At 68.7% G+C, this 25,980-nt stretch carries 17 protein-coding genes and 1 tRNA gene; 11 read left to right on the forward strand and 7 right to left on the reverse strand.

The features are described 5' to 3' along the window. Positions 1–59: 59 nt before the first annotated feature. Positions 60–2,372: a prolyl oligopeptidase family serine peptidase gene (locus tag AC06G6_RS03090; RefSeq protein WP_479826254.1), complete on the reverse strand. Its 2,313-nt coding sequence runs from the start codon at positions 2,370–2,372 to the stop codon at positions 60–62. Positions 2,373–2,491: 119 nt separating this feature from the next. Between AC06G6_RS03090 and AC06G6_RS03095 the strand changes: the two genes are divergently transcribed. After that, positions 2,492–4,471, forward strand: coding sequence for an FAD/NAD(P)-binding protein (locus tag AC06G6_RS03095; protein WP_479826256.1), 1,980 nt, complete (start codon positions 2,492–2,494; stop codon positions 4,469–4,471). Between the two features lie 239 nt (positions 4,472–4,710). On the opposite strand, the gene AC06G6_RS03100 is transcribed toward AC06G6_RS03095, so the two are convergent. Next, the gene (locus tag AC06G6_RS03100) at positions 4,711–9,270 is read right to left on the reverse strand and encodes an ExeM/NucH family extracellular endonuclease (RefSeq protein WP_479826258.1); all 4,560 of its coding nucleotides are present in this window, start codon (positions 9,268–9,270) and stop codon (positions 4,711–4,713) included. A 399-nt stretch (positions 9,271–9,669) separates the two neighbouring features. After that, positions 9,670–10,479, reverse strand: coding sequence for a VOC family protein (locus tag AC06G6_RS03105; RefSeq protein WP_479826260.1), 810 nt, complete (start codon positions 10,477–10,479; stop codon positions 9,670–9,672). A gap of 553 nt (positions 10,480–11,032) precedes the next feature. Between AC06G6_RS03105 and AC06G6_RS03110 the strand changes: the two genes are divergently transcribed. Further along, on the forward strand, positions 11,033–11,980 hold the full coding sequence (locus AC06G6_RS03110) for an endonuclease domain-containing protein (protein WP_479826263.1): 948 nt from the start codon (positions 11,033–11,035) through the stop codon (positions 11,978–11,980). Positions 11,981–12,671: 691 nt separating this feature from the next. Here AC06G6_RS03110 and AC06G6_RS03115 read toward each other — a convergent pair. Then, a tRNA-Ser gene (locus AC06G6_RS03115) sits at positions 12,672–12,759 on the reverse strand. 172 nt (positions 12,760–12,931) lie between these two features. On the opposite strand from AC06G6_RS03115, the gene AC06G6_RS03120 reads away from it, so the two are divergent. The 7 genes from AC06G6_RS03120 (at position 12,932) to AC06G6_RS03150 (ending at position 19,583) form a co-directional block, all read left to right on the forward strand. Continuing rightward, on the forward strand, positions 12,932–13,915 hold the full coding sequence (locus tag AC06G6_RS03120) for an NAD(P)H-quinone oxidoreductase (protein ID WP_479826266.1): 984 nt from the start codon (positions 12,932–12,934) through the stop codon (positions 13,913–13,915). Between the two features lie 129 nt (positions 13,916–14,044). Continuing rightward, positions 14,045–14,581, forward strand: coding sequence for a PadR family transcriptional regulator (locus tag AC06G6_RS03125; RefSeq protein ID WP_479826269.1), 537 nt, complete (start codon positions 14,045–14,047; stop codon positions 14,579–14,581). A gap of 197 nt (positions 14,582–14,778) precedes the next feature. Next, positions 14,779–17,079 carry a carbon starvation CstA family protein gene (locus AC06G6_RS03130; protein WP_479826274.1) on the forward strand — a complete coding sequence of 767 codons (2,301 nt, stop codon included), beginning with the start codon at positions 14,779–14,781 and terminating at the stop codon, positions 17,077–17,079. 13 nt (positions 17,080–17,092) lie between these two features. Further along, the gene (locus tag AC06G6_RS03135; RefSeq protein ID WP_479826279.1) at positions 17,093–17,284 is read left to right on the forward strand and encodes a YbdD/YjiX family protein; all 192 of its coding nucleotides are present in this window, start codon (positions 17,093–17,095) and stop codon (positions 17,282–17,284) included. A gap of 181 nt (positions 17,285–17,465) precedes the next feature. Continuing rightward, the gene (locus AC06G6_RS03140; RefSeq protein WP_479826281.1) at positions 17,466–18,167 is read left to right on the forward strand and encodes a bacterial proteasome activator family protein; all 702 of its coding nucleotides are present in this window, start codon (positions 17,466–17,468) and stop codon (positions 18,165–18,167) included. Between the two features lie 7 nt (positions 18,168–18,174). Further along, entirely contained in the window at positions 18,175–18,630 is a 456-nt protein-coding gene (locus tag AC06G6_RS03145) for a hypothetical protein (RefSeq protein WP_479826283.1), read from the forward strand. A 107-nt stretch (positions 18,631–18,737) separates the two neighbouring features. Then, entirely contained in the window at positions 18,738–19,583 is an 846-nt protein-coding gene (locus tag AC06G6_RS03150; RefSeq protein ID WP_479826285.1) for an aldo/keto reductase, read from the forward strand. Between the two features lie 204 nt (positions 19,584–19,787). On the opposite strand, the gene AC06G6_RS03155 is transcribed toward AC06G6_RS03150, so the two are convergent. From AC06G6_RS03155 to AC06G6_RS03165, 3 genes are all read right to left on the reverse strand, one after another. Next, on the reverse strand, positions 19,788–21,149 hold the full coding sequence (locus AC06G6_RS03155; protein WP_479826287.1) for an FAD-binding oxidoreductase: 1,362 nt from the start codon (positions 21,147–21,149) through the stop codon (positions 19,788–19,790). 151 nt (positions 21,150–21,300) lie between these two features. Further along, complete coding sequence (locus AC06G6_RS03160; protein ID WP_307462273.1) at positions 21,301–21,480, reverse strand: hypothetical protein; 180 nt, start codon at positions 21,478–21,480, stop codon at positions 21,301–21,303. 39 nt (positions 21,481–21,519) lie between these two features. Beyond that, the gene (locus AC06G6_RS03165) at positions 21,520–22,536 is read right to left on the reverse strand and encodes a hypothetical protein (RefSeq protein WP_479826289.1); all 1,017 of its coding nucleotides are present in this window, start codon (positions 22,534–22,536) and stop codon (positions 21,520–21,522) included. 70 nt (positions 22,537–22,606) lie between these two features. On the opposite strand from AC06G6_RS03165, the gene AC06G6_RS03170 reads away from it, so the two are divergent. Both AC06G6_RS03170 and AC06G6_RS03175 read left to right on the forward strand, forming a co-directional pair. After that, positions 22,607–23,080 (forward strand): hypothetical protein, encoded by a 474-nt coding sequence (locus AC06G6_RS03170; RefSeq protein ID WP_479826291.1) that lies wholly within the window; start codon positions 22,607–22,609, stop codon positions 23,078–23,080. Then, positions 23,077–25,971, forward strand: a complete 2,895-nt coding sequence (locus tag AC06G6_RS03175; RefSeq protein WP_479826293.1) for a cation-translocating P-type ATPase — start codon at positions 23,077–23,079, stop codon at positions 25,969–25,971. Before AC06G6_RS03170 ends, AC06G6_RS03175 begins: the two co-directional genes overlap by 4 nt. Positions 25,972–25,980 lie beyond the last annotated feature (9 nt).

The following is a 25,980-nucleotide window of genomic DNA, read 5'->3' on the forward strand; positions in this document are numbered from 1 at the left end:
CCATGTCGGGCCTGCGCATGGGCGCGGAGTGGCCCCGCGCTGCTCTCCGGGGGGACTGCTCAGGCGCCGCGGCCGGCCAGGGCCTGCCAGAGGAAGTGCTGGCTGCGGCTCTGCAGCGCCGCGGCCTGCCGGTTGTCCGACGCGCCGGCGTGGCCGCCTTCCAGTGCCTCGTGGAACCAGACGTTGGGGATGCCCATCGCCTGCATCCGGGCGGCCATCTTCCGCGCCTGGACCGGGCCCACGCGGTCATCCGAGGTGGCCGTCCAGATAAACGTCTCCGGGTAGTCCACCCCGTCTTTGAGCAGATGGTACGGGGAGAACGTCTTGATGAAGTCCCACTGTTCGGGGACGTCCGGATCGCCGTATTCGGCAATCCAGGAGTACCCGGCGGACAGCTTGGAGTAGCGGCGCATGTCGAGCAGCGGCACCCCGCAGGAGACCGCCCCGAAGAGCTGCGGATACGTGGTGAGCATGTTCCCCACCAGCAGCCCGCCGTTGGATCCGCCGGCACAGCCGAGCCGCTCGCGGGAGGTCACGCCGCGGGAGATCAGGTCTGCGGCCACGGCGGCGAAATCCTCGTAGGCCCGGTGCCGCTTCTCCTGCAGCGCCGCGCGGTGCCACGAGGGGCCGTATTCGCCGCCGCCGCGGATGTTGGCCACGACGTAGACGCCGCCGCGGGTGTGCGGGGCATCCCCCTGGTGCCCGGCGGATTCCCGGGTGCGGCGTTCCAGCCAGGCGCGGCCGACCGCGCCGCTGTAGGCGGGGGTCCGGGAGATCTCGAAGCCGCCGTAGCCCGACAGCTGTGTCGGGTTCTGGCCGTCCAGCACGAGGTCCCTGGACGCCACCTGGAAATACGGCACGCGGGTGCCGTCCTTGGACACGGCGAAGTGCTGCTGGACCTCGTAGGCGTCTTCGTTGAAGAACGACGGCGAGGTCCGGATCACTTCGTGGGTGCTGTCCACGCCGCCCCGGGCGGTGCGCTTAAGCGTGCCGCGGGTGAGGGTGCTGGGGGTGGTGAATCCGGTGGCCACGAGCCAGAAGTCGTTCCCTGCACCGGGAGCCTCCTCGTCCGCTACCGGTGCGGCGCCGTCGGTACCGTCGTCGTCCGTGTCGTCGTCCGTGCCGCGGGCGTCGTCCTCGTCGTCGACGGCGTAGGCGTTGACGTCGTGCAGCGGCGGGCAGGCATCCAGCACGGTGGAGCCCCAGGCGGTGTCCGTCCCGGGCACCTGCGGATCGAGGACCCGGATCTCCGAGGAGACGTCGCGGAGCAGGTTCAGCAGCAGGAAGTCCCGCGTCCAGCTCCAGGACTGCAGGGACGTGTGCTCGTCCGGGGCGAACAGCACGGACAGTTCCCGGCTGCCGGCCAGGAATTCCTCGAAGCCGGCGGCGAGCAGCGATCCTGCCGGGTGGGTCGTTGCGCCGACGGTCCAGTCCTTTTGCGGCCGGAACAGCAGCCAGTCGCGGTGCGAGCTGAGGTTGACGTCCACGGGGACGTCGAGCTGGACCCACCGGCCGTCGCGCAGCACCGAGGTGGTCCGCTCGAAGAAGCTGATCCAGTCCACGGCAAAGGTCCGCTCGAACCCCGGGGTGGAGTCGTGCGCCACGAGGGCCATCATGTGGTCCTCGGGGATTTCGAACAGCCGTTCCGCCGCGGCCAGGATTCCGCCGCGGCGCAGCTTGACGCCGGTCCGGGCGTAGGAGGACGTGGTGGCGGGCAGCCCCTCGGCGGTGGAGGAGACCAGCAGCGTGTCGGCGTCCAGCCAGGAGGCGTTGCCCTTCGCGGTCGGCAGGTCGAAGCCGCCGGCGGCCGGATCCACGAAGCTGCGGGACTCGACGTCGAACTCCCGGTAGCGGTTCGCGTCGCCGCCGTCGGGGGAGAGCGCCAGCAGCACCCGCCGGTGCGGTGCACCCGCGGCCGGGCGCAGGAAGCTGGCGCCGTGGAAGACCCACTCCTCGCCCTCCGCCGCGGCCAGCGCGTCCACATCGAGCAGGACGTCCCACTCCGGAGCGCCGCCGCGGTAGCTGTCCCAGCTGGTCCGGCGCCACAGGCCCTTCGGGTTGTCCCGGTCCTTCCAGAAGTTGTAGTACCAGTCGCCGTGCTTGCCCACCATGGCGATCCGGTCCGTGGAGTCGAGCACCTCCAGGATGCTGGACTCCAGCGCGGCGTAGTCCGCGTCCTCCAGCAGCTCCTCGGTCCGGGCGTTCTGCTCCCGGACCCAGGCCAGCGGTTCCTCGCCGTAGATCTCCTCGAGCCAGATGTTCTCGTCAACGGGTTCGGGCGCGGTGCTCCCGGCGGTGCCCGCGGCAGCGCTCTTGGTGCCCTCGGCGGGACGGTCGGACTCGGGCGGGGGAGCAGCTTCGGCGGTGGTCATTTTTCCATCCAAGCAACATCGGCGCGCCAGTAGCAAGTCAAGCCGAAGCGCCGCCGAACCCGTGCCGGGGAGACTAGGCGGGTCGGGGCCGTGTGCCGGTAGCGGATACGCTGGATGCCGTGGGCATATCGCAGAGCATCCGGACGGCACTGATTGGCGCCGGCCCCCGGGGCACAAGCGCGCTGGAGCGGCTGCTGGCCAACTGGGCGCCCGCCGGACCGGACGCCACCTTGCACATTGATGTCATCGACCCCTATCCCGCGGGGCCCGGACACGTCTGGCAGCCCGGGCAGTCCCGGCTGTACCTGATGAACACGCAGTCGTTCTATCCCACCGTTATCCCCGAGGACCCCGACCTTGCACGGCCGCTCGCCGGCAACACCTTCGACCGCTGGCGTGAACTGCAGCAGGACCAGCCCCACACCTCCCTCACCGCCGAGGACCGCGCCGAGCTCTCCGGGCTGGGGTCCGCGGACTTCCCCAGCCGGGCCCTGTACGGGCGCTACCTGCGCTTCACGCTGGAAGAGCTGCTGTCCCGCCTCCCGGCCGGCGCCACGGTGGACTTCCACAACACGACGGCGACCTCCGTCCGCCACGCCGCCGCGCCCGGGCCGGGCGACGACGGCCGCGTGCGGTTCGACGTCGGACTGGCCGACGGCGCGGTGCTCACCGTCGATTCGGTGGTCCTGGCCCTCGGCCACCTGGAATCGCGGCTCAACCCCGAACAGCGCGACCTCAAGGCGGCGGCGGAGGAGCTCGGGCTGCTGTACCTGCCTCCCGCGGCCCCGGCGGACGTCGACTGGTCGCTGGTGCCGGCAGTCAAGCCGGTGCTGGTGCGCGGCATGGGCCTGAATTTCTTCGATGCGATGGGCCAGCTGACCGAAGGTCGCGGCGGACGGTTCCTGCCCGGCGAGAACGGCGGACTCAGCTACCTTCCCTCCGGCCGCGAACCGCTCATCATCGCGGCCTCCCGGCGCGGCACCCCGTACCGGGCCAAGGCGACCCTCGCCGGCTATTACCCCGAGGCCGTGACGCTGCGGTACTGCACCGAAAGCGCCGTGGCGAAATTCGCGGAGGCGGGCATCCGGCCTGCCTTCGACCATGACCTCTGGCCCCTCCTGCACCGCGACGCCCTCTGGGCCTACTACTCGACGCTCGCGCGCTCGCAGCCCGGGGCCGTCCTGACGGAACCGAAGGAGTTCCTGAAGGCGCTGGAGGAGGCCCTGCATCCGCACGCGCACTCCGCCGCGAAATGGGACGACCTGGTCGACGAGGTGCTGGAAATCCACGTCCGTCCCGCCCACCGGCTTAACCTGCTGGGACTGGCGGCACCGCTGGCCGGGAGATCGTTCGCCACCCGCGCGGAACTCGACAACGCCGTCGTCGAGTATCTGCTCGACGACGCCCGGCGTTCCGCCCTGGGCGAGGACGACCCGGTGAAGATGACCATCGGCGCCCTGCACCACGGCCGGGCCGTGCTGAAGACCGCCGTCGCGGACGGCGGGATCACCGATGAATCGTGGGTGGCGGGCCTGCGCGGCTGGTTCGAGTCCTTTGTCGAAGGCCTGGCCAGCGGTCCGCCGGCGCTGCGGTCCGAACAGCTCGCCGCCCTGGTCAGTGCCGGCGTCGTCCGGTTCGTCGGCCCGGACCCGAAGTTCGGCGTGGACCGCAAGGCGGGGACCTTCACGGCGGTCTCGCCCTGGGTGGGAAACAGCGCGGAGGACGCCCCCGGGGAAGTCGTGCAGGCCGTGGCCATGGTCGAGGCGCTGGCGCCGGCCAACAAGGTCCCGGTCAACAAGTCGCCGCTGCTGGAACAGCTGCTCGCCGAAGGCCTGGTCCGCCCGCGGCTCATGATGACGGTGGAGGGGACGCCGGTGCCGACGTCCGGGCTCGACGTGGCGCAGCACCCTTACCGGCCGCTGGGCGCCAATGGCTCGGTGACCGAGGGCCTGTACGTGCTGGGACTGCAGCTCTCCGCCGTGCAGTGGGGAACCGCCATCGCGGCCGAGGCGCGGCAGAAGAGCGGGCCGGTGTACCGCAGCGGCCAGCGCACCCTGCGGGACGCCGACGAGATTGCCCGGGCCATCCTCGGACGGTAGCTGAATGCAGCCCGCGCCCGCCTGAAAAATGGGCATGCCCCCCGTCCGGGTGGCCGAAACGTGCCCGAAAAACGGGCATGCCCCCGTTAGCGTGCCCAATAAATGAGCATGCCCCCCGTCCGCGTCCACGAAAAATGAGCATGCCCTCCGTCCGGGCCGAGCACTGGACATATGGGCTATATGTCCAGTGCTGCGGCCCGGGGGAGGGCATGCTCACTGGTGCGGGGGTGCGGGGCTAGCTAGCCCTTGAGGCAGTGGCGGTAGGCGGCCATTGCCTTGCCGTGGGCCGCCTGGCCCACGATGTCCGCGGACCGCTTCGGCTTGACCGGGGCGGTGCACGTCGGCGGGACCGGAACGCTGGCCGCGACCAGGACGGCCGTCCTCACCACGGTTCCGGACTCGACGGCGGTGAGCACCAGGGTGCCCGTGCCGGGCGCGGCGCCGGCGGGAACCGACACCTGAACCGTGGCGGCGCCGGCGGAAACCGGAACCGTGCCCAGCGCGGTGACGGTGCCGTCGGCATCCGTGAACTCGGCGCGCAGCGAGGTGTTCACCGGGCTGCCCAGCGAGGTGAGGTCCAGTTTGGAGATGGCCAGGGTGATGGCTTCCCCGTCCTTGACCTCGGCGGCCGTGGTGTTCACCACGGCAACGGAGCGGCGGGCGAAGTCCGGCGAGACCGGGCTTTGGGCCTGCAGGTACCTGATCCACGCGTCGCGGTCGACGAGTCCGGAGTCCTTGGTGTTGGTGCCGGACGTGAAGATGCGGAAGTTGTCGCCGCCGGTTGCCAGGAAGCTGAACGTTCCGATCCGGTAGGACTGCGCCGGGTCGATCAGCGCGCCGTTGACCCGGATCGAGGTGATCCGGTCACCGGCGGCGCGGGCGGCGTCGTAGGTGTAGTTGACGTTCTGGGACAGGCCGAGCTGCTGGTAGGCGCGGCTGGGAACCGTACCGTCCGGGTTGGTCTGCCACTGCTGTTCCAGGAGCGTCTTGAACTGCGCGCCGGTCAGCGAGGTGGTCCACAGGTTGTTCACGAACGGCAGGACCGCGTTGGCCTCGGCGTAGGTGATGGTCCCGTCCGGCGCGTAGTACAGCTCGTTGCGCAGGCCGCCCGGGTTGACGACGCCGATCTCGGCGCCGCCCAGTTCCGGGGCCCTGAGCGAATCCACCAGGGAATCCGCGACCAGGTTGCCCAGGGTGGACTCGCTGGCACGGTCATCGCGGGTTGCCGGGGTGGTGCCGGTGGCCGGGGTGAATGCGGTGGTGATATCCGCGGTCACCGAGCCGACCGGCTGGTTGCCGACCACGGCCGCGTCGGCCAGGGCCTTCTCAACGATGGTTTTGACGGCGGCGACGCGCGGGTAGTTGGCCACGAGGTCGGCCGCCGGCTGGTCGGCGGAGGTGGTGCGCTTGACGTTGCCGGCCGTGTAGCCGGTGACCGCCATGGTTGCCGTGTCGATGGTCAGGCGGATCTGGCCGATGAACTCGCCGTAGTTGCCGGTCTGGACGATCGGGCGGGTCTTGCCCTCAGCGCCGGGAACCGGGGCATCCCACGCGTACTGCTTGTGGGTGTGGCCGTTGAAGATCGCGGCGACATCCGGGGTGACCTCGGTGACCATCCTGGCGAAGGGGCCGCCGGCGGCGACTTCCTGCTCCAGGGTGGAGCCTTCGGGGACGCCGGACCCGGCGCCGTCGTGGTTTTCCACGATGATCACATCGGCCAGGTTGTCCGCCTTGATCTTCGCGGCGACGCGGTTGATGGCGTCAACGGGGTCGCCGAACTCAAGGTCGGCGATGCCGGCAGGGGTGACGAGCGACGGCGTTTCCTGGGTGACCGTGCCGATCACGGCAACCCTGACGCCGTTCATGTCCAGCACGGTGTACTCCGGCAGGACCGGTTCGGTGGTGCCCTTCCGGTAGACGTTGGCGCCCAGGTAGGGGAACTTGGCGTTGCTGCCGCCCGCGATGATGCGGTCGCGCAGGTCGGCCCAGCCGCCGTCGAACTCGTGGTTGCCCACGGCGGAAGTCCGCAGTTCCAGGGCGTTCAGCACGTCGATGGTCGGCTGGTCCTTGGCAACGGCCGAGGCGAACAGCGAGGCGCCGATGTTGTCGCCGGCGGAGAGGAATGCCGTGGCGCCGGGGGCAGCCGCGGCGCGCAGCTTCTCGATGGTTCCCGCAAAGAACACGGTGTTGGAATCGATCCGGCCGTGGAAGTCGTTGATGCCCAGGAAGTTCAGCTCAACGCTGGCGGGAGTGGAGGGAAGGTCGAGGCCCACGACCACCGGATCGTGGTCGCTGGCCCGGAACTGGTCCGGAGCGTAGTAGTCGGTCACGTTGTTGTTGTACCGGCTGTACTCCAGGGCCACGGACTCCACGGAGTTGATGTTCCAGATGTCGGCGCCCGTGACGATGGCGTCGGCGCCCGGCGAGGCGAGGATGTGATCCAGCGAGCCCACCAGGCCACCGAAGAGGTAGGAGTGCTTGGCGGAACCATCGGCGTTCTTGGCTTTTTCGTCCTGGTTGACGTACCCCGCGGCCGTGAAGACGTTGATCGGGTCTTCCTTGGCGTAGGCGTTGAAGTCGCCGATCAGGAAGACCTTGTCGGTGCCCTTGGCGGTCTGCAGCTCGTTGGAAAACGCGAGGAGGGACTGGGCCTGCGCGGTGCGGGCGAGGTTCGAGGCGCCCTGGCCCTTGTCGGTGTCCTCCGGGGTGGCGGCTGAGCCCTTGGACTTGAAGTGGTTGGCGATTGCGATGAACGTCTTGTCATCGGCGGCGCCGACCGGCTTGAAGACCTGCGCCAGCGGTTTGCGGGCGTTAGCGAAAGCGACGGTGTCGTTGTGGATGATGGATTCGCCCACCGGCTCCGCTGCGGACTTCTTGAAGATGAAGGCGGTGCGGATCATGTCCTCGTCGGCCAGCGGGGGTGCGTTGGCGGGAGTGCGGACGTAGTCCCAGATCCCCGGCGTGGCGATGTTCAGGGCATCGACCAGCTTGGCCAGGGCGTCGTCACGGTTCTTGCCGAACTGTGCTGAGTTCTCGATTTCCATGAGGGACACGACGTCGGCGCCGGACTTGGTGATGGCGGCGACGATCTTGTCCTGCTGGCGCTGGAGGTTTGCGGCGTTGGCCGCGCCGCGGGCGTCGCAGCCGCCGCGGACGGTGATCGGGTTGCCGGCGCGGTCCGTGTAGTACGTGCATCCGGTGAGCTGGTCACCCGTGGTGGGGAAGTAGTTGAGCACGTTGAACGAGGCGATCTTGAGGTTGCCTCCCACTGCCGCCGGGGCCTCCGTGCGGGTGGTCGCGCCGAAGCTGACGGGCTGGACGGTCTCCGCGTTGGCGGGGGTCAGGTGGGTCAGCGGCTGGAACTTCCAGGAGCCGTTCGCGAAGCTGAGCACCACGTTGGTCTTGAAGTTCACCGGTGCGCCCACGCGGACGGGGTCGGCCGTGGTCAGGTACGGCAACTCCAGGGCCTTGGTGCCGGCGTCCTTGAGGAAGTTGGTCGTGGCGCCGTCGTCGAGCTTGATGCCGCGGGCGGCATTGGCAGCGACGGTGGCGGTGTATTCGGCGGAGCCGTAGGGCGCGACGGCGGTGGGCTGCTCCAGCGGGGTGGTGCCTCCGGCCAGGCCGATTTCGCCGTACTGGTTCAGCGAGTAGTTGTCAGTGACCGTGACCGGTCCCTGCGGGGTCAGCAGCATGCCTTCGAGCGCTTCGCGGAAGGCCTCTTCGGCCGGAAGGGCGAAGCCGGTGGCCTTGACCTCGGGGGCGGCCTCGGTGAGCGTCTTCAGATCCGCAGCGGCGGAAACCGTCACCTGGGTCATGCCGAAGTATTCGCTGACCGAGCCGGTCACCTCGACGTAGTCGCCGATCTGCACGGAGCCGGCCGTGGCGGCCGAGAAGACGAAGAGGGCGTCCGACGCCGAGTGGTTGGCCGGAGTGAGGTCGCCACCGGAACCGGGGGTCTGGATGTAGTAGCCGGCGAAGCCGCCGGTGGGGAAGGTCGCGGTGACCTTGCCGCGGGTGACGACCGAGGTCCCGACGAGTGGGCTCGCGACGCCGTCGCCCTGGATTTCGGCGATGGTCCTGGTTGCCGGGGGAGTGACCGGACCGGGATCGACCGGGGGATCGACCGGGGCGGCTGCACCGTTCGGGGCCTTGGGGGTGATCGTGGCGTTGAGGCTGAAATCGGCGGAGTTGTTGTTGCTGTCAACGCCGTTGCTGCGGTTGAGGCTCTTGACGTCACCGGTGCCGGCCGGGGCCTTGGCTGCCGCGGTTTCGAAGGTCAGTGAAGTGCCGTAGCCGAGGAGGTCAGCCACGTTGGCCGGTTCGACGACGGAGCCGGTGGCGAGGTCCGCTACCGCCGTCGTCTGCTTGGCCAGCACGATGGTTCCGCCTGCAACGGCAGGATTGAAACCGCCTGAGGAGGCGTCAGCGGCGGGCAGGTCCAGCCCGACCGTGCCGTTGCTCCCGCCCTTGAGCAGATAGTGGCCCTTGGCCGCGATCGTGCCGGTGAGGGGAACGACAGTGCTCGGGAGACCGGTACCGGGCGCGTTGCGGTACTGGAGGGACCAGCCGTCCAGCGGGACCGGGGCGTCGGAGGTGTTGTACAGCTCGACGAACTTGTTCTTGAAGGCGGCTCCGGCGCTGCCGCCGCTGAGGTACGCCTCGTTGATGATCACTGGCGAGCTGCCAGCCGCTGCCGGGGAGGTGCCCACGGCGAACGCCGGCACGGCCGCCAGCGGGGCTGCGATGAGCCCCGCCGACAGCGCCGTGCCCAGCGCGGTCTTCCAAGGTATGTGTTTCATCCGCTCTAACTCTCATTAGGTGCCCGGGTAAGGGCTGGGTGGAAGGTGCCCGCGTGATGCCGCGGACCGCCGGCCGCTGCTCCTGGTCAAGCAGGTCCCGGCACATCAAAACAGGGGTGAATGAACACGATGTGTCGTGCATGTGCATTCGGCGAGACGTCCCCCAGCGGAACGCGTCACAGCCGTCACGGGCCACCGACGGTGCGCCCCAGCGACGGAGTTGGTGAAGCTTCTGACCTGCGTCAGTTTGGGCAGGCCCGGCGCCGAGGCGGCGGGCATGGCAAAAAGAATACCGGCCAGTAACCGCCTTTGAGGCGGCTGGCCGGTATTCCCGGGGGCAGTTTTACGGAAGGATTTCCCGAAGTTTTTCCTCAGTTGATCCTGTGGTCATTGGGACACTCAGGTGCCCTCCGGCCGGGCATCAGCACCGGGCTGCGCGGTTTCCGCAATGACCTTGAACATGGCGCCGGTGGGGTCGGCCAGGGTGGCCAGCCGCCCGAACGGGCTGTCCTCCGGCCCGTCGATCACCCGGGCGCCCATGGAGACGGCCTTCTCGACGGCGGCATCCGCGTCCGCAACCGCGAAGTAGACCTGCCAGTTGGAAGGGACCTCGGCAGGGAGGTAGCCGGCGGCGTCCATGATCCCGGCTTTGGCGGCATCTCCGGCGCCCAGGGTGGTGTACCGGAAATCCGGGGTGTCACTCATAACGTCGGTGTCCCAACCGAACACGTCCTGGTAGAACTTCACCGCGGTGCCGTAGTCCTTGGTGTGGAGTTCGTGCCAGGCAGGCGTGCCCGGTTCGGCCGCGAGCCCGTAGCCCTTCATCTCACCGGGCTGCCACACGCCGATGGATGCCCCGGTTGCATCGGCGATCATCGCCATGCGGCCCTGGTCAGGAACGTCCATGGGCTCCAAATGGACCTGTCCGCCGTGCCGGGCCGCAGCTTGCGTAGTGGCTACCGCGTCATCCGAGCGCAGGTACGTGCTCCACATGTCCGGCATTCCCGCCGTGGCCTCATCCTTTTGCATCATGCCGGCAACGGGCTTGCCGTCCTTCGCCGCCATGATGTACCCGCCGTACTTCTCCTGGTCGCCCGTCTCGAACGTCCAGCCAAACAGCTCCCCGTAGAAGGCCTTGGCTTTTCCGGTGTCGGAGGTCATCAGATCGATCCAGCATGGCGCGCCGTTGGTGTGGTCCGGTGTAGGCATGGTGGGCTCCTTCTCTGCTCTGCGGCCCCGGGTCGTGCTGGCAGGCCGACGGATTCATACGGGTGGTGAAGACACAGAGAGACTATTCCCGGGCACCGACGGTTTCAATGGTTCCGCGGCTCCCGCCACCGGCCCTGGGTCCCGGGCCGTGAGGTGTCCGGCGGTGCCCCGTGGGCAGATCAGGGCGCATTCGCTGCCCGCATCCGCCCTGATCTGCCCACGCCTGGCGACGCGCACCCGTCCGCGCTGCCCGCATCCGCCCTGATCTGCCCACGCCCGGGGACGCGCACCCGTCCGCGCTGCCCGCATCCGCCCTGATCTGCCCACGCCCGGGGACGCGCACCCGTCCGCGCTGCGCCTCCGCCCTGATCTGCCCACGCCCGGGGACGCGCACCCGTCCGCGCTGCGCACCCGGCTGCCAGCACAGGCCAGCACCTACCCGCACGCGCCGCCACCTCCGGCGCGCCGATGCCATCCGACCGGGTCCACCCACCCCCGCCGGGGCTGTGGATAACCCGACGCGGCCCGCGCCGCGTTGTGGCCTAATGGGCCCATGGCAACAGCGAAACCGCTGCCGGAGGAACTGGCGGCACGGTCCTTCACTATCAATGAGGGCCGGCTGAGCGGCATTTCCCCGTGGCGGGCCAAGGCGAAGGACATCCATGTGCCGAGCCGCGGTATCCGTGTGCCGGTCGGACCGCAGCAGTCGTTGCTGGAAAGGGTGCGGCCATACACGGAACTGGGGACGCCCGACACTGTCAGCTACTACTCCGCGGCCGCCGTCCATGCCTTCAAGCTTCCGGGCAGCCGGGCGGACGGACGTTCCACGACAAGGTCAGGCCTGCTGCACCTGACCAGGGCGGGGTCCGCCGCTCCCCGCCGGAAGGGCGTCGTCGGCCACCGCGCCATGCTGGAGCCCGCCGATATTGTCATCTTGCATGGCGTCCCGGTCACCTCAATTTCCCGGACCCTGCTGGACCTCGCCGGGACGGGTGCGCTGACGCTCGAGGACCTCGTTGTCATCGCGGACGACCTCGTCTGCGAGCATTTGCGCTACCAGCACCCGCGGACCGCGCGCATGACGTTGGAGGAGCTTCAGCGCTATGCCGGGAGCCGCCGCCCGGTGCCGGGTCTTCGCCTGCTGAGGAAGTCGCTCGGGCTGGCCCGTGTGGGCGTCGACTCGCCCCCGGAAACCAGGCTCCGCCTGCTCTTTGGCCGCTCCGGGCTACCGGCGTTCGAGCCGAACTACGTGCTGCTGGATGAACAGGGCACTCCGCTGTGGATCGACCTGGCCTGCCCTGAGTTCCGACTCGCGGTGGAGTACGACGGCGGCCATCACCTGACGCCTGAGCAGCAGCTCGCCGATGCTATGCGTAACGAACGCACCGTCGGCGCGGGCTGGCGGCAGCTGGTAATCAACAAACTCGACGTCAGGAACGGCGACGACTGGGTGCTGACGCGGGTGCGACAGGCCCTCCGGGCTCAAGGATGGCCCGGATAGTCACGCCCAGCGGATGATCACCCATCGCTCCGGATCCGCGGCTCGGTCGCACCGCGCGGGCATATCGGGGCGTATCCGCGCTGCGCATCCGCCCTGATCTGCCCACGGCCGGGCAAATCAAGCCCCCCGGGTGATCACCCATCGCTCCGGATCCGCCGCTCGGGCAGATTGGGGCGCATCCGTGCCCCGTATCCGCCCTGATCTGCCCACTGCCCGGCCCCGTGCCCCCGTCCGCGCTGCGCATCCGCCCTGATCTGCCCACTGCCCGGCCACGTGCCCCGGTCCGCGCTGCGCATCCGCCCTGATCTGCCCACTGCCCGGCCACGTGCCCCGGTCCGCGCTGCGCATCCGCCCTTATCTGCCCACTGCCCGGCCCCGTGCCCCGGTCCGCGCTGCGCATCCGCCCTGATCTGCCCACTGCCCGGCCACGTGCCCCGGTCGGCGCTGCGCATCCGCCCTGATCTGCCCGCTGCCCGGCCGCGTGCCCCGGTCCGCGCTGCGCATCCGCCCTGATCTGCCCGCTGCCCGGCCACGTGCCCCGGTCCGCGCTGCGCATCCGCCCTGATCTGCCCACTGCCCGGCCACGTGCCCGCATCCGTGCCCCGCCCGCGTCCGCTCGCACCGCCCGCCGGGCCGGCACGCAAAAATGCCCCCGGTTCCGCCGAAAGAGCGGAACCAGGGGCATTATTCGCGGAAGGTAAGAGATTCGAACTCTTGGTACGGGGTTACCGCACACTGGTTTTCAAGACCAGCTCCATCGGCCGCTCGGACAACCTTCCCTAACGAGTAGTGTTTCATAGGCAGTCGGCAAGCAACAAAAAACGCGGTCGCGCTCGCGGACACGGATAACTCCCGCGCCTACTCTGGGAGAATGCTCTTCGGGTGTGGTGTGCCGCAAGCGCATCCCTGCAATGAGCTGCAGCAAGTTGAGTTACGAATCGGGAGTTGTCCATGAAGGCCGTCTACATTTCAGAGCCGGGCGGACCCGAGGCCCTGGTGGTCCGAGAGGTCCCGTCCCCCGTGCCCGGCACCGGCGAGGTGCTGATCGACGTCGTCGCCGCGGGGCTCAACCGCGCCGACGTCCAGCAGCGCAAGGGCCACTACCCGCCCCCGCCAGGGGCCTCGGACATTCCCGGTCTGGAAGTCTCGGGCCGGATCGCCGGCTTCGGTCCCGGCGTTGCCAAGCCGTTCTCCGTGGGGGACAAGGTCGTCGCCCTGCTGGCCGGCGGCGGCTACGCCCAGCAGGTGGCTGTTCCGGCCGGGCAGGTCCTGAGGGTCCCCGACGGCATCGACCTCGTCACCGCCGCATCCTTGCCGGAAGTCGCGGCGACGGTGTATTCCAACCTGATCATGACGGCGCAGCTGCAGCCGGGCGAGACTGTCCTCATCCACGGGGCAACCGGCGGCATCGGCACGATGGCCATCCAGCTCGCGAAGGCCTTCGGCGCCGTCGTCGCCACCACGGCAGGAACGGCGGAGAAGGTCGGCACTGCCAAGGCTTTCCTTGGTGCCGACATTGCCATCAACTATGCCGAGGAGGACTTCCCGGAGAGCCTGCGTGCGCAGAACGGGGGCAAGGGCGCCGATGTCATCCTCGACGTCGTCGGGGCCAAGTACCTCACGCGGAACGTGGATGCGCTCGCGGACTACGGCCGGCTGGTGGTGATCGGGCTGCAGGGCGGGACCAAGGGTGAACTGGACCTGGGCAAGCTGCTGAGCAAGCGCGCCGCGATCATCGCGACGGCGCTGCGCCCGCGGCCGGTGGAGGAGAAGGCCGTGATCATGGACGCGGTCCGCGACGCGGTCTGGCCGCTGCTGACCGACGGTAGGATCCGGCCGCTGGTGGCAAAGACCTTCCCGCTGGAGCAGGTTGTGGCCGCGCACCGGTACTTCGACTCCGGTGACCATGTGGGAAAGATCCTGCTGGTTCTCTAGGAGATATTCCAGTTATGGCATATCCCGAATTGCTTCGGCGTTGCGAATGACTGTAGTGTAATTCCATACGCGGTATACACGCGTCTTGGGGCGCGTGTATGCTTCGTCCCGCTACCCTCCGGGAGCATCATGTCCATCCGTCACAGCCTCCTGGCCCTCCTGCAGGACCGGCCACGCTACGGTTACCAGCTGCGGATCGAATTCGAGGACCGCACCGGATCTACCTGGCCCCTCAACATCGGGCAGGTTTACACCACCCTCGATCGCCTGGAGCGCGACGGCCTTGTCCGCAAGGAAGGCGCCGACGGCGAGGGCCACGTCGTCTACACCATCACCCCCGAGGGGCGCGCCGAAGTCCGCACTTGGTTCACCTCACCGGTTCCGCGGACCAGCCCTCCCCGGAACGAACTGGCCATCAAGCTCGCCCTCGGGCTGACGCTGCCCGGCGTCGACGTCGGCGCCGCCATCCATGCCCAGCGTGCCGTGTCCATCCGCGCCCTGCAGGACTACACCAAGGCCCGCCGCGATATGGCATCCCAGCACCGGTCCACGGACACCGCCCGGCTGCTGGTGCTGGATTCGCTGATCTTCCAGACCGAGGCCGAGGTGCGGTGGCTTGACCTTTGCGAGGCCAGGCTCATGCAGCTGGCCGGCCCGTCGTCCTGAATCCGCCCGTACTCTGATACCTGCGGGTAACATCCGGCGGTAACAGCCCCGCCGTTCGGCGCGTTAGCCTGACCGTTCGCCGCGTCCGCGGGGCCGTCTAGCGCAAAGCCGTATCCAGGGCTCGCCGTCGTTGGTAGGGTGCCTTGGGGCACATCTGTCGAGTGGATTTGCCCGGTTGGGTTTCTCAAGGAGGAGACATGGGCACAATGCCAGATGGCACGTCAAAGAACTTACTGGTCGACGACGGCATAACGCCGGACCCGGCCCTGCCGCCCACAGCTGTGGACGAGTCCGTGCGCGAGGCCGAAGAGCGCAAATGGACGCCGACCAAGATCGCAATCTGGGCGGCAATCTCCCTGCTGGGCGCCGTGGCATGGTTCATGCTCGCGATTGTCCGCGGTGAAACGGTCAACGCCATCTGGTTCGTGTTCGCAGCCGTGTGTACGTACCTGATCGGCTACCGCTTCTACTCCAAGGTGATCGAGCGCTACCTGCTCAAGCCCAACGACCGCCGGGCCACCCCCGCGGAGTACAAGGCCGACGGCAAGGACTATGTCCGTACGGACCGCAACGTCCTGTTCGGCCACCACTTCGCCGCCATCGCCGGCGCCGGGCCCCTCGTGGGCCCGATCCTCGCAGCCCAGATGGGCTACCTCCCCGGCACCATCTGGATCATCATCGGCGTCGTGTTCGCCGGAGCAGTCCAGGACTACGTCGTGATGTTCTTCTCGATGCGCCGCGGCGGACGCTCCTTGGGCCAGATGGCCCGCGAAGAACTCGGCGTCATCGGCGGAACCGCCGCGCTGGTCGCCACCCTCCTGATCATGGTAATCATCGTCGCCATCCTGGCCCTCGTCGTCGTCAACGCCCTGGCCGAGAGCCCGTGGGGTGTCTTCTCCGTCGGCCTGACCATCCCGATCGCCCTCTTCATGGGCATCTACCTGCGCTTCATCCGCCCCGGCAGAATCATGGAAGTCTCGCTGATCGGCTTCGTGCTGCTCATGGCCGCCATCATCGGCGGCGGTATGGTCGCCGCGACCGAATGGGGCGACGCGCTCTTCACGCTCGACAAGGTCACCCTCGCCTGGGCCCTCATCATCTACGGCTTTATCGCCGCCATCCTGCCGGTCTGGCTCCTCCTGGCGCCGCGTGACTACCTCTCCACCTTCATGAAGATCGGCGTCATCGTGATGCTGGCACTGGCCGTCATCGTGGTCCGCCCGGAAATCAGCGTCCCGGCCTTCAGCGAATTCGCCAGCCGCGACAACGGTCCCGTCTTCCCGGGCGCCCTGTTCCCGTTCCTCTTCGTCACGATCGCCTGCGGTGCGCTCTCGGGATTCCACGCCCTGATCGCCTCCGGCACCACACCGAAGCTGATCGAAAAGGAACGCCAGACCCGGTACATCGGGTACGGCGGCATGCTGATGGAGTCCTTCGTGGCCGTCATGGCCCTCGTCGCGGCGATCTCCATTGACCGCGGGCTGTACTTCGCCATGAACTCCCCGGCAGCGCTCACCGGCGGCACCGTGGAAACCGCGGCCGCCTGGGTCAACAGCCTCGGACTGTCCGGCGTCAATATCAGCCCGAATATGCTGGCCGAAACGGCCGCCAACGTCGGCGAGGAAAGCATCGTATCCCGCACCGGCGGCGCCCCGACCCTGGCCGTGGGCCTTGCCCACATCATGCAGCAGTTCATCGGCGGCACCGCCATGATGAGCTTCTGGTACCACTTCGCTATCATGTTCGAGGCGCTGTTCATCCTCACCGCGGTCGACGCCGGCACGCGCGTTGCCCGCTTCATGCTGCAGGACTCGATCGGCAACTTCGTGCCGAAGTTCAAGGAGCACTCCTGGCGTCCCGGCGCCTGGCTTTGCACCGCCGTCATGGTCGGTGCCTGGGGCGCCGTGCTGCTGATGGGCGTCACGGACCCGCTGGGCGGCATCAATACGCTGTTCCCGCTGTTCGGCATCGCAAACCAGCTGCTGGCGGCCATTGCACTGTCCGTCTGCCTTGCCATCGCGGCGAAGAAGGGCTCTTTCAAGTTCATCTGGATCGTGGCGCTCCCGCTGGCCTTCGCGGCCGTCGTGACCATCACGGCCAGCTACCAGAAGATCTTCTCTTCCACTCCGGCAGTCGGCTATTTCGCCAACAACGCCGCCTTCTCCAAGGCACTCGAGGAGGGCAAGACCTCCTTCGGCACGGCCAAGACGGTCCCGGCGATGGAAGCCGTGATCCGCAACACCGCGATCCAGGGCTGGCTCTCGGTCATCTTCGTGGTGCTCAGCATCATTGTCATCACGACGGCCCTGATTGCCACGTCCAAGGCGTTCCGCAACGCCAAGGCGGGCCTGGCCACCACCGGCAACGAGGATCCGGCGCTGCCGTCGCGTGTCTTCGCCCCGGCCGGCCCGGTTCCCACGGAATCCGAGCGGGAGCTCATGGCCCAGTGGAACCAGCTGCCGGCGGACAAACGGACCGAGAAGTCCGCCCACCACTAATGCGGAGGCACAGATGAACGCTGTAGTTGCAGGCTTCCGGGGCTTCGCCCGGTACCTGGGCGGTGTCATGGGTGCGGATGCGTACACGAAGTACCTGACGCACCATGCCGAAGCCGGCCACGGCACCCAGCCGATGACCGAGCGGGAGTTCTGGCGGGACCAGACGGACCGTCAGGACGCCAACCCCCAGGGCCGGTGCTGCTGACCGGTTTTGGCTGATCGGCGCCGCCGCTTCCTCAGGGCGCCACCGGGCACACTAGTGCCCGGTGGCGCCCTTTGCCGTTCGTTGCCCGGTTTGTTGCGCCTTGTGTTGCGCTGTTCATTGGGTATGGGTGGGACCGGCGGCTGCCCCGCGCCGCGGCCCGGGCTCGTGAGAGTATGAAGCCATGAGCGATCCGCACGACACTCAGCCCGGCGGCGGGACCCCCATTGAGGGCGCTACCCTGGACCCCCGGCCGGCCGGCGACGACGGAAAAGTGGCCCGGGCGCAGCCGCTGGAGCCCGGACAGCCCGGGGGACTGCGGGGCCAGGGACAACCCGTCCAGCCCGGGGCGCCCGCAGGGGGACGTCCCAAGACCAGCCAGCTCCAGGACCTCGTTGACGAACCCGCGAAGGTAATGCGGATCGGCACCATGATGAAACAGCTCCTGGACGAAGTGAAGTCCGCCCCGCTTGACGACGCGGCGCGGGTCCGGCTGGCAGAAATCCATGAACGCTCCATCAAGGAACTGGAAGACGGCCTCGCGCCGGAACTGGTCGAGGAGCTGGAGCGCATCACCCTTCCGTTCCCCGCGGAAGGAACTCCCTCGGACGCGGAACTGCGGATTGCCCAGGCCCAGCTCGTCGGCTGGCTGGAGGGCCTCTTCCACGGCATCCAGACCGCCCTCGCGGCCCAGCATGCGGCCCGGGACCACGCCGTGGCGCAGGCACAGCTCCGTCAGTTGCCGCCCGGAACGGTGATTGCGCCCGGAGTCGTTATCGGCGAGAACGGGGAACCCCAACGCGCCGCGGCGCCCAGGCCCGGCGCGGATCACCCGCAGCCTGCCGTCCCCGCGGACCCGGACCACGGTCCCGGCCAGTACTTGTAAGGCACCCTTGGGATTCTTCAGCGCCGCCCGGCAGGGGCGGAAAGACGACGCCGAACTCGGCAAGGGCCTCTGGCGCCGCGCCCATGACCGGTTCGCCCGCGGCCTCGACCGCTACCACCAGGTTCTCGCCGGGGTGGAGGACGATGCCCTCTATGACGAACTCCTGGAGATCGCCAACGAACTCACGGCGCTCTCCGGGCGGGTCCGGCAGATCTGCGTGGAGGCGCAGCGGCGTTCACCCAGTGAGGGACTCGACATTCCCGGGAGCCTGGCCGGAGTCCACCGCGCACTGTCCACCGCCGGCAACTCGCTGGCGACGACGGCCGAGGCAGCCGCGATGCTGCGGCTCGCCGTGGGCCCCGTCCCGGCCGGTGCGGTGTCGGTGCGGCGCCGCGCCGAATCGGTGCTGGAACAGGTCAACGACGCCGAACGCCGGCTCGCGGAGGCGGCCGCCACCGGCTGAGGGTTCCGAACTGACCCTGGCAAGGGCGGGAAATTCCCGGTTAAGCGCCTAGCTTAGCTGCGCCCTTTAAGCTGGCGGTATGCCGGGGACGTTGGCAGGATGGCGGAATGACTTTTTCACCGGTACTGACTTTCAATGATGGCAACACCATTCCCCAGCTTGGCTACGGAGTGTGGCAGGTTGAAGACGACGTCGCCGAGAAGGTGGTCGTCCAGGCCTTCGAAGCGGGCTTCCGCCACATCGACACCGCCAAGATCTACGGCAACGAAGCAGGCGTGGGCCGGGCGATCGAGCGCTCAGGCCTCAAGCCCGAGGAAATCTTCATCACCACCAAGCTGTGGAACGCGGACCAGGGCTACGAGTCCACGCTGAAGGCCTTCGAGGAATCCATGGACCGCCTCGGCCTGAAGACCCTGGACATGTACCTGATCCACTGGATGCAGCCCAAGCAGGACAAGTACGTGGACACCTGGAAGGCACTCATCGAGCTGCAGAAGCAGGGCCGCGTCAAGACCATTGGTGTCTCCAACTTCACCAAGGAGGGTCTGCAGCGCCTGATCGACGAGACCGGCGTTGTGCCGGCCATCAACCAGATCGAACTGCACCCCTTCTTCAACCAGTCCGAGCTGCGTGAATTCAACGCCTCCAAGGGCGTCCTCACTCAGGCCTGGTCGCCGCTGGGCCAGGGCGGCGAGTTGCTGGAGAGCGCCATCATCGGCCAGATCGCGGCCAAGCATGACGCCACGCCGGCGCAGGTTGTCATCGCCTGGCACCTTGCCATCGGCAACGTCGTCATCCCCAAGTCCGTGACCGAATCCCGCATCCGCGAGAACTTCGCCGCGCTGGACATCAGCCTGGATGAGACCGATGTGCAGGCCATCAACGGCATGGACAACTCGGCCGAGGGCGCCGGCCGCATCGGTGCCGACCCGGCAGTCTCCGACTTCGCCTAAGGCCTACCCGCTTGGCTGAGCAAGCCAGCGGTTCGGCCGGCCGGAGGTTGAGGCGACGGGTCCACCGGCGCCACGGCAGGGCCCTCACCCGACAGGTGGGGGCCTTTGTCGTGGCCGGCAGTCGTTTTAGGGCGGGTGACGTAGTCTTTTGGTCCCAATGCAGCGGCACGGAGTCGATGACGGCCCGACCGTCCCTCCCAGTTGCTAAGGGCGGATGTTCTGATTCATCCGGAAAACGTTGTCCGGGTCCCATGCGCGCTTGAGTCCGAGCAACCGCTCGTACTTCCCGTCGCCGTAGATCGCCCGCGAGTCCCCGCGCGATTCGGCGACGTCGTTGACGTAGCGGCCTCTGGCGGCGAACGGCCCGACCTCCGCCATTCCTGCCCGGGCCCACTCACGGCACGGCCCGTCGAGCGCCGGATCGTCCCACTGGATCTCGGCGCCCATCCAGTAGGCCGCTGCGCGGCCCGTGAACGCGGTCGCGTCCTCCGGAACCTCTGCGATCGCCCGGCCCCACGACCAGAAACCGAACTCGCCGCTGGCTCCCTCAGGAATCCCGTGGGCGTGCTGGACCGCCACATCGACGAGCTCCTCGGGCAGGCTGCGGAGGAAAGCGCTCTTCATGTAGAAGCGGTGGCCCCACGCCGAGGACACGTCTGCGAGGCGCTGTGCTACCAGGTGGGGTTTCGGCTCGATCGACCCGGCAACCGGCGGTCCGAACCCACGCAAGCGTGCGAGATCCCGCTCGGCCTCGCGGGGCTGCCCACAGTGCAATACGGACACAGCGGCTATCGGCCGGCCCCCGATGCCTGCCGGGAAGGCCTCCGCCGGGAGCGCCAGGCGGATGTAGAAGCCGAGCCACAGCTCGTCCGGGCCCGTCTCGGCGATCTCGGTGAAGAGCTGCGCGAGCTCGCCGGCGCGCTCGATCGGGTGGACGACGGTCCCGTGCGTGATGGGATGATCAAGCGGGTGGAGGGCGTATTCGAACGACGTGGCAACGCCGAAGTTTGCGCCGGCGCCACGGACACCCCAGAAGAGCTCGGGGTTCTCGTCCGACGAGGCGCGAACGATCCCGCCGTCGGCCGTCACGAGGTCCACCGCACGGAGGTTGTCAATCGTTAGCCCGAACTTCCGCTGCAGGCGGCCCATCCCGCCGCCAAGCGTGAGACCGCCGACGCCGGTGTGGGAGACCACGCCGACCGGGCATACGAGGCCGACGGCCTGTGCCGCGTTGTCCAGCTCTGAGAGCAGCGCGCCGCCGGCGCAGACAGCTGTGCGGCGTTCGGGATCGATGGTCGCGCCGCGCATTCGCGAGAGGTCGATGACGATACCGTCGTCGCAGGTAGAGAATCCGGGGATGCTGTGGCCGCCGCCGCGCACGGCGACGACAAGTTCCTGTTCGCGCGCGAATCGGAGGGCCGCCACGATGTCGGCCGTTCCGTTCGGCAGGACGACGAGGCCCGGCCGGCGGTCGACCAGACCGTTCCAGACCGCACGGGCAACGTCGTACTTCGGTTCGCCCGGCCTGATCACCTCGCCGCCGAAGCTATCCGCAAAAGCCCTCACGGTGCGGGTGCCCAACATGGCTTCATGGTAGGGCCGGAGTGCGGAGGTTTCCAGAGGACAACGGTCCGGCACTTATGGGGGATTGAGGAGCAAGCAGCTGCCTGACCGGCGGGTCCTCACACGACCTCAATCAATCTCCCGGGCAGTATTACTAGGCGGCCCTGCGGCCTTCCTGCACCGGCACCGCGTCAATGATGGCCCAGCCGTGCTCGTCGGCCACCCGGCGGCTGGCGAAGCGTTCGGCGTCGGAAACGTCGTCGAAGGTCTCGGTGCGGATGCGGCCGCAGTCCGTGTCCAGGTACGTGACTTCAAAGTACTGGTTGGTTTCCATGCATTAAGTGTGGCGCCGGCCCCCGACACTTTCCGGTCATCAGTGCGGTGTGTTGCCCAGCCGCAGCACCCGTTCCCGGGCAAGGTCCTCGGTGCGCCGCGTCTTCGCCGCCGCCCGGGCCGCCTGCTGCGCCCGGGCGGCGGCCAGTTCCCGCCGTTTCCTGGCAGCCTTGAGCTCCTGCTCGCGCTCGGAGAGCTGTTCCCGCAGCGTATCCACCGCGTCGGCGAGGGCTGCGGCCAGTGCCGTGGACTCGGCCAGCTCCTCCTCTTGCTGCCGGGCCTCCTGCGCGGCCGTTGCGGCGGCATCTTCGGCATCCTTGAGCAGCGCCCGGGCCCGTTCCAGCGCGGAGGGTGTGGACCGCCGAGGTTCCTGCCGGACAGCGCGCAACCGGGGCTTCTCCGCCGCTTTCCCGGCCGTGGTCCCGATCCCGGCCGCGGTCCCGATCCGGGCTGCGGTCCCGGTCCGGGCCGCGGTCCCGGCCCGCACCGCCTCGCCGGCTGAACCGGCGGGGACCGGTTCAGCCTCCGCGGGAAGCGCCAGGCCGGGCAGCGCGACGGCGCCTGACAGGTCCACCACGTCCACGCCGTCGGCGGACAGCCCCCGGAGCAGGCGGCCGGACTGCACGGCGGCCGCGGCCCCCGCATCCGCTGTCGCCGCGCGCAGGGTCGCTTCGACCTCCGCCGCGATCGCACGGCTGATCTTCCGGCCCTGCTGCTCGGCGACCTCCCTCGCTGCCCTGACTGCGCTGGCCAGCAATTGACGCCGTTCTTGTCCCAGACGCCTCAGTTCCGGGGCGTCGAGAGAAGACTGCGCCGCGCGCATCGACGTCCCCAGCCCGGCGAGTTCCCGGAGGGTTTCCGGCCGGCGGGCAGCGAGCATGTTCACCGTCCACGCCGCCACGGACGGCTTGGGCAGGGACCGCACCTCCGCGGCGAGGGTCCGCCCCTCCTTCGCGGCAGCCGCGTCCTTGGCCGCAGCTGTCCGTGCGGCGACAAAATCGTCGAACGGGAGGGCATAGAGCCGTGCCGCAACGTCCGCCAGCCCCTGCTCTCCCATGCAAGAATCATAGAAGCCTGCCCGTGGATACGACGCCGCCACCGGGCGGTTCTCACGCAGAGAGGCACACATGATCGAAATAGCTGGCCTCCCGGCCCACATCCTGCTCATCCATGCCGTCGTCGTGCTGGCTCCGATCGCCGGTCTGGCCGCGATTGCCTACGCTTCCGCGCCCCGCTGGCGCGGGTACCTGGCCTGGCCGCTGGGAGTGTTGTCCCTGGGTCTGGTTCCGTTGTCCCTCCTGACCGCAGAGGCCGGGGAGCAGCTGGAGAAGGCCCGCCCCTCGTCTGCTCTGGTCCGGGAACATGCGGAACAGGGGGACGTACTCAAGGCCGTTTCCGTGGTGTTCTTCGTGGTTGTGGCGGCGGCGCTGATCGTGAGCCACGAGCCCATCGGACGGCGTTTCGCCTTTCTGGGCCCTCTGCGCACCAACCGTGCCCTCCGGCTGACCCTGCTGGTCGTCGCAGCGGCAGCCGGCGCTTTCTTCGTCTACCAGAGCGTCATCACCGGCCATTCCGGTGCGGCTTCCGTCTGGGCCCGTTGAGCGAACCATCACGCGGCGCCGGTCCCGGCACCACGGGGCACGGACCGTCCATCCCGGCCTCCGCCGCGGGCGCCTCCGCCGGGGCCCTCCCGTGGCACCTCCGCCGTGCCCTCGAGGCCCTGGACACGCTCGAGGTCAGCCCGGAGACAGGGCTGGACTCGGACGAAGCGGGTCGGCGCCTGGCGCTCTACGGCGCCAATGAACTCCGTTCCGCACCGCCGGTGCCGCTGTGGCGGAAGATCCTGCGGCAGTTCCAGGACCCGCTGATCTACCTGCTGCTGGCCGCCATCGCCATCTCGGTTGTTGCCTGGGCGGTGGAAGGTGCCGCCGGTGTGCCGGTTGACGCCCTCGTCATCGGGGCCGTGGTCCTGTTCAACGGCGTCCTGGGCTTCGTGCAGGAAAACAAGGCCGAGAGCGCCGTCGCGGCGCTTCGGCTGATGACCGCAGCGAACTCCACGGTGCTGCGGGACGGCCAACTAAAGACCGTGCCGTCCGCGGAACTGGTGCGCGGTGACATCCTGGTTCTCAACGAAGGGGACTCCGTCGGTGCCGACGCCCGGCTGATCACGGCAAGTTCCCTGGGCGTTGCCGAGTCCTCGCTGACCGGCGAAAGCGCCCCCGTCTTCAAGAACCCCAGGGTCCTCAGCGGCGACGTCCCCCTCGGAGACCGGCTGAACATGGTGTACAAGGGGACGGCCGTGGCGCAGGGCGTGGGCCGGGCCGTGGTGACCGGAACCGCGATGGACACCGAGGTCGGCGCGATCGCGGGAATGCTGGCCGCCGCCGAGGACGCCCCCACCCCGCTGCAGCGCGAAATCGCCGGCGTCAGCAAGCTGCTCGGCATCACCGTGATCGCGATCGCCGTCGTCGTAATGGGCACCATCATCATCGTCAACGGGGTGTCGACGCTGAGCGGGCTCGTCACCGTCCTGTTGCTCGGGGTCTCGCTTGCGGTGGCCGCGGTGCCGGAGGGTCTGCCCGCCATCCTCTCCGTGGTGCTCGCCATCGGCGTCCAGAACATGGCCAAACGCAACGCCGTGGTCAAGGAGCTGCACTCGGTGGAAACCCTTGGCTCCGCTTCGGTCATTGCCTCGGACAAGACCGGAACGCTAACCCGCAACGAGATGACCATCTGCAGGATCATCACCGCCTCCGGCCAGGTCGAGCTCACCGGTGTCGGGTACCGGCCGGAGGGCAGTGTGCTCCACCACGGCCACGAAGTCCGTGATCCGGCGCTGCTCCAGGAGGCACACATGGTGCTGGCCGGGGGCTCCTTCGCCAACAACGCGCAGCTGCTGGAGCGCGGCGGCGAATGGGAGATCCAGGGCGACCCGACGGAAGCGGCGTTCCTTGTCGCGGCCCGCAAGCTTGAAGGGGTCACGGACAGGACCGGGGAGTTCGAGCGCCTTGGCGAAATTCCCTTCACCTCCGAGCGGAAACTGATGTCCGCGCTGGCCCGCCACCGCGAGGCCGACACGTTGTCCCTCGTCACCAAGGGCGCCCCGGACGTCCTGCTGAAACGCTGCACCGGGCTGCAGCTCGGCGGGGAGGTTGTTCCGATGGACGCGGACCGCCGGGCCCGGGCGCTCCGCGACGTCGAGGAGCTCTCGTCCCAGGCCTTCCGCACGCTCGGCGTGGCCTACCGCCGATACACCGAAGCGGACCGTCACGAAGCGGACATCCTCGACGAGGAGGACGAGAGCACGCTGGTGTATGTCGGCGTCGTCGGAATCCTGGACCCGCCCCGCGCCGAAGCGGCCTCCGCGGTGGCCGAGGCACGGCGGGCGGGCATCCGCGTCGTGATGATCACCGGGGACCACCCGCTCAGCGCGGCCCGGATCGCCCGGGACCTTGGGATCGCCAAGCCGGGGGAGCAGGCGGTGACGGGCGCGGAGCTGGACGAACTGGACGACGACGGGCTGCGCGCGCTCACCCGGGACGCCTCGGTGTATGCGCGGGTGGCACCGCAGAACAAACTGCAGATCATCACTGCCCTGCAGGCCCAGGGCAACGTGGTGGCGATGACCGGGGACGGTGTCAACGACGCTCCGGCGCTGAAAACCGCGGACATCGGCATCGCCATGGGCGTCACGGGCACCGAGGTCACCAAAGAGGCCTCGAACATGATCCTCGGCGACGACAACTTCGCCACGATCGTCTCCGCGGTGCGCCAGGGCCGGGTCATCTTCGAGAACATCGAAAAGTTCCTGCGCTACCTGCTGTCCTCGAACATGGGCGAGGTGTTCACGGTCTTCCTTGGCGTCGTGTTCGCCGGGGCCATGGGCCTGGCCGGAGCGAGCCCCGGCGAAGTCGCGGTGCCGCTGCTGGCGACGCAGATCCTGTGGATCAATCTCGTGACCGATTCAGGCCCCGCCCTAGCGATGGGTGTGGACCCGGAAATTGACGACGTCATGGCGCGCCGGCCCCGTCGGCGCGGCGACCGGATCCTGGGCACGCGGATGTGGCTGGGTATCCTGAGCATCGGCCTGGTCATGGGCGTGGCGTCGCTGCTGACCATCGATATCTTCCTGCCCGGCGGGCTGGTCCCGGGCGGCAGCGACTCCCTCGACGTCGCACGGACCGCCGGCTTCACCACCCTCGTGTTCGCCCAGCTGTTCAACGCCTTCAACTCCCGTTCGGAGACGACGTCGGCCTTCCGCCGGCTCTTCGTGAACAAATGGCTCTGGGGGTCGGTGCTGCTGGCGACGGTGCTCCAGGTGGCGGTCGTCGAGCTGCCCTTCCTGCAGCGGGCCTTCGGGACGGCGTCCCTGGACTCCGGCCACTGGGCGGTCTGCGTTGCGATGGCCTCGACCGTGTTGTGGTTCGATGAGCTCCGGAAGATCGTCCTGCGGGCGGCCGGCCGGCGCCGGGAGGCGCGGACCGGCGGGTGAAGATCCACC

The sequence above is a fragment of the Arthrobacter sp. CJL-S3 genome (genome assembly GCF_056711635.1).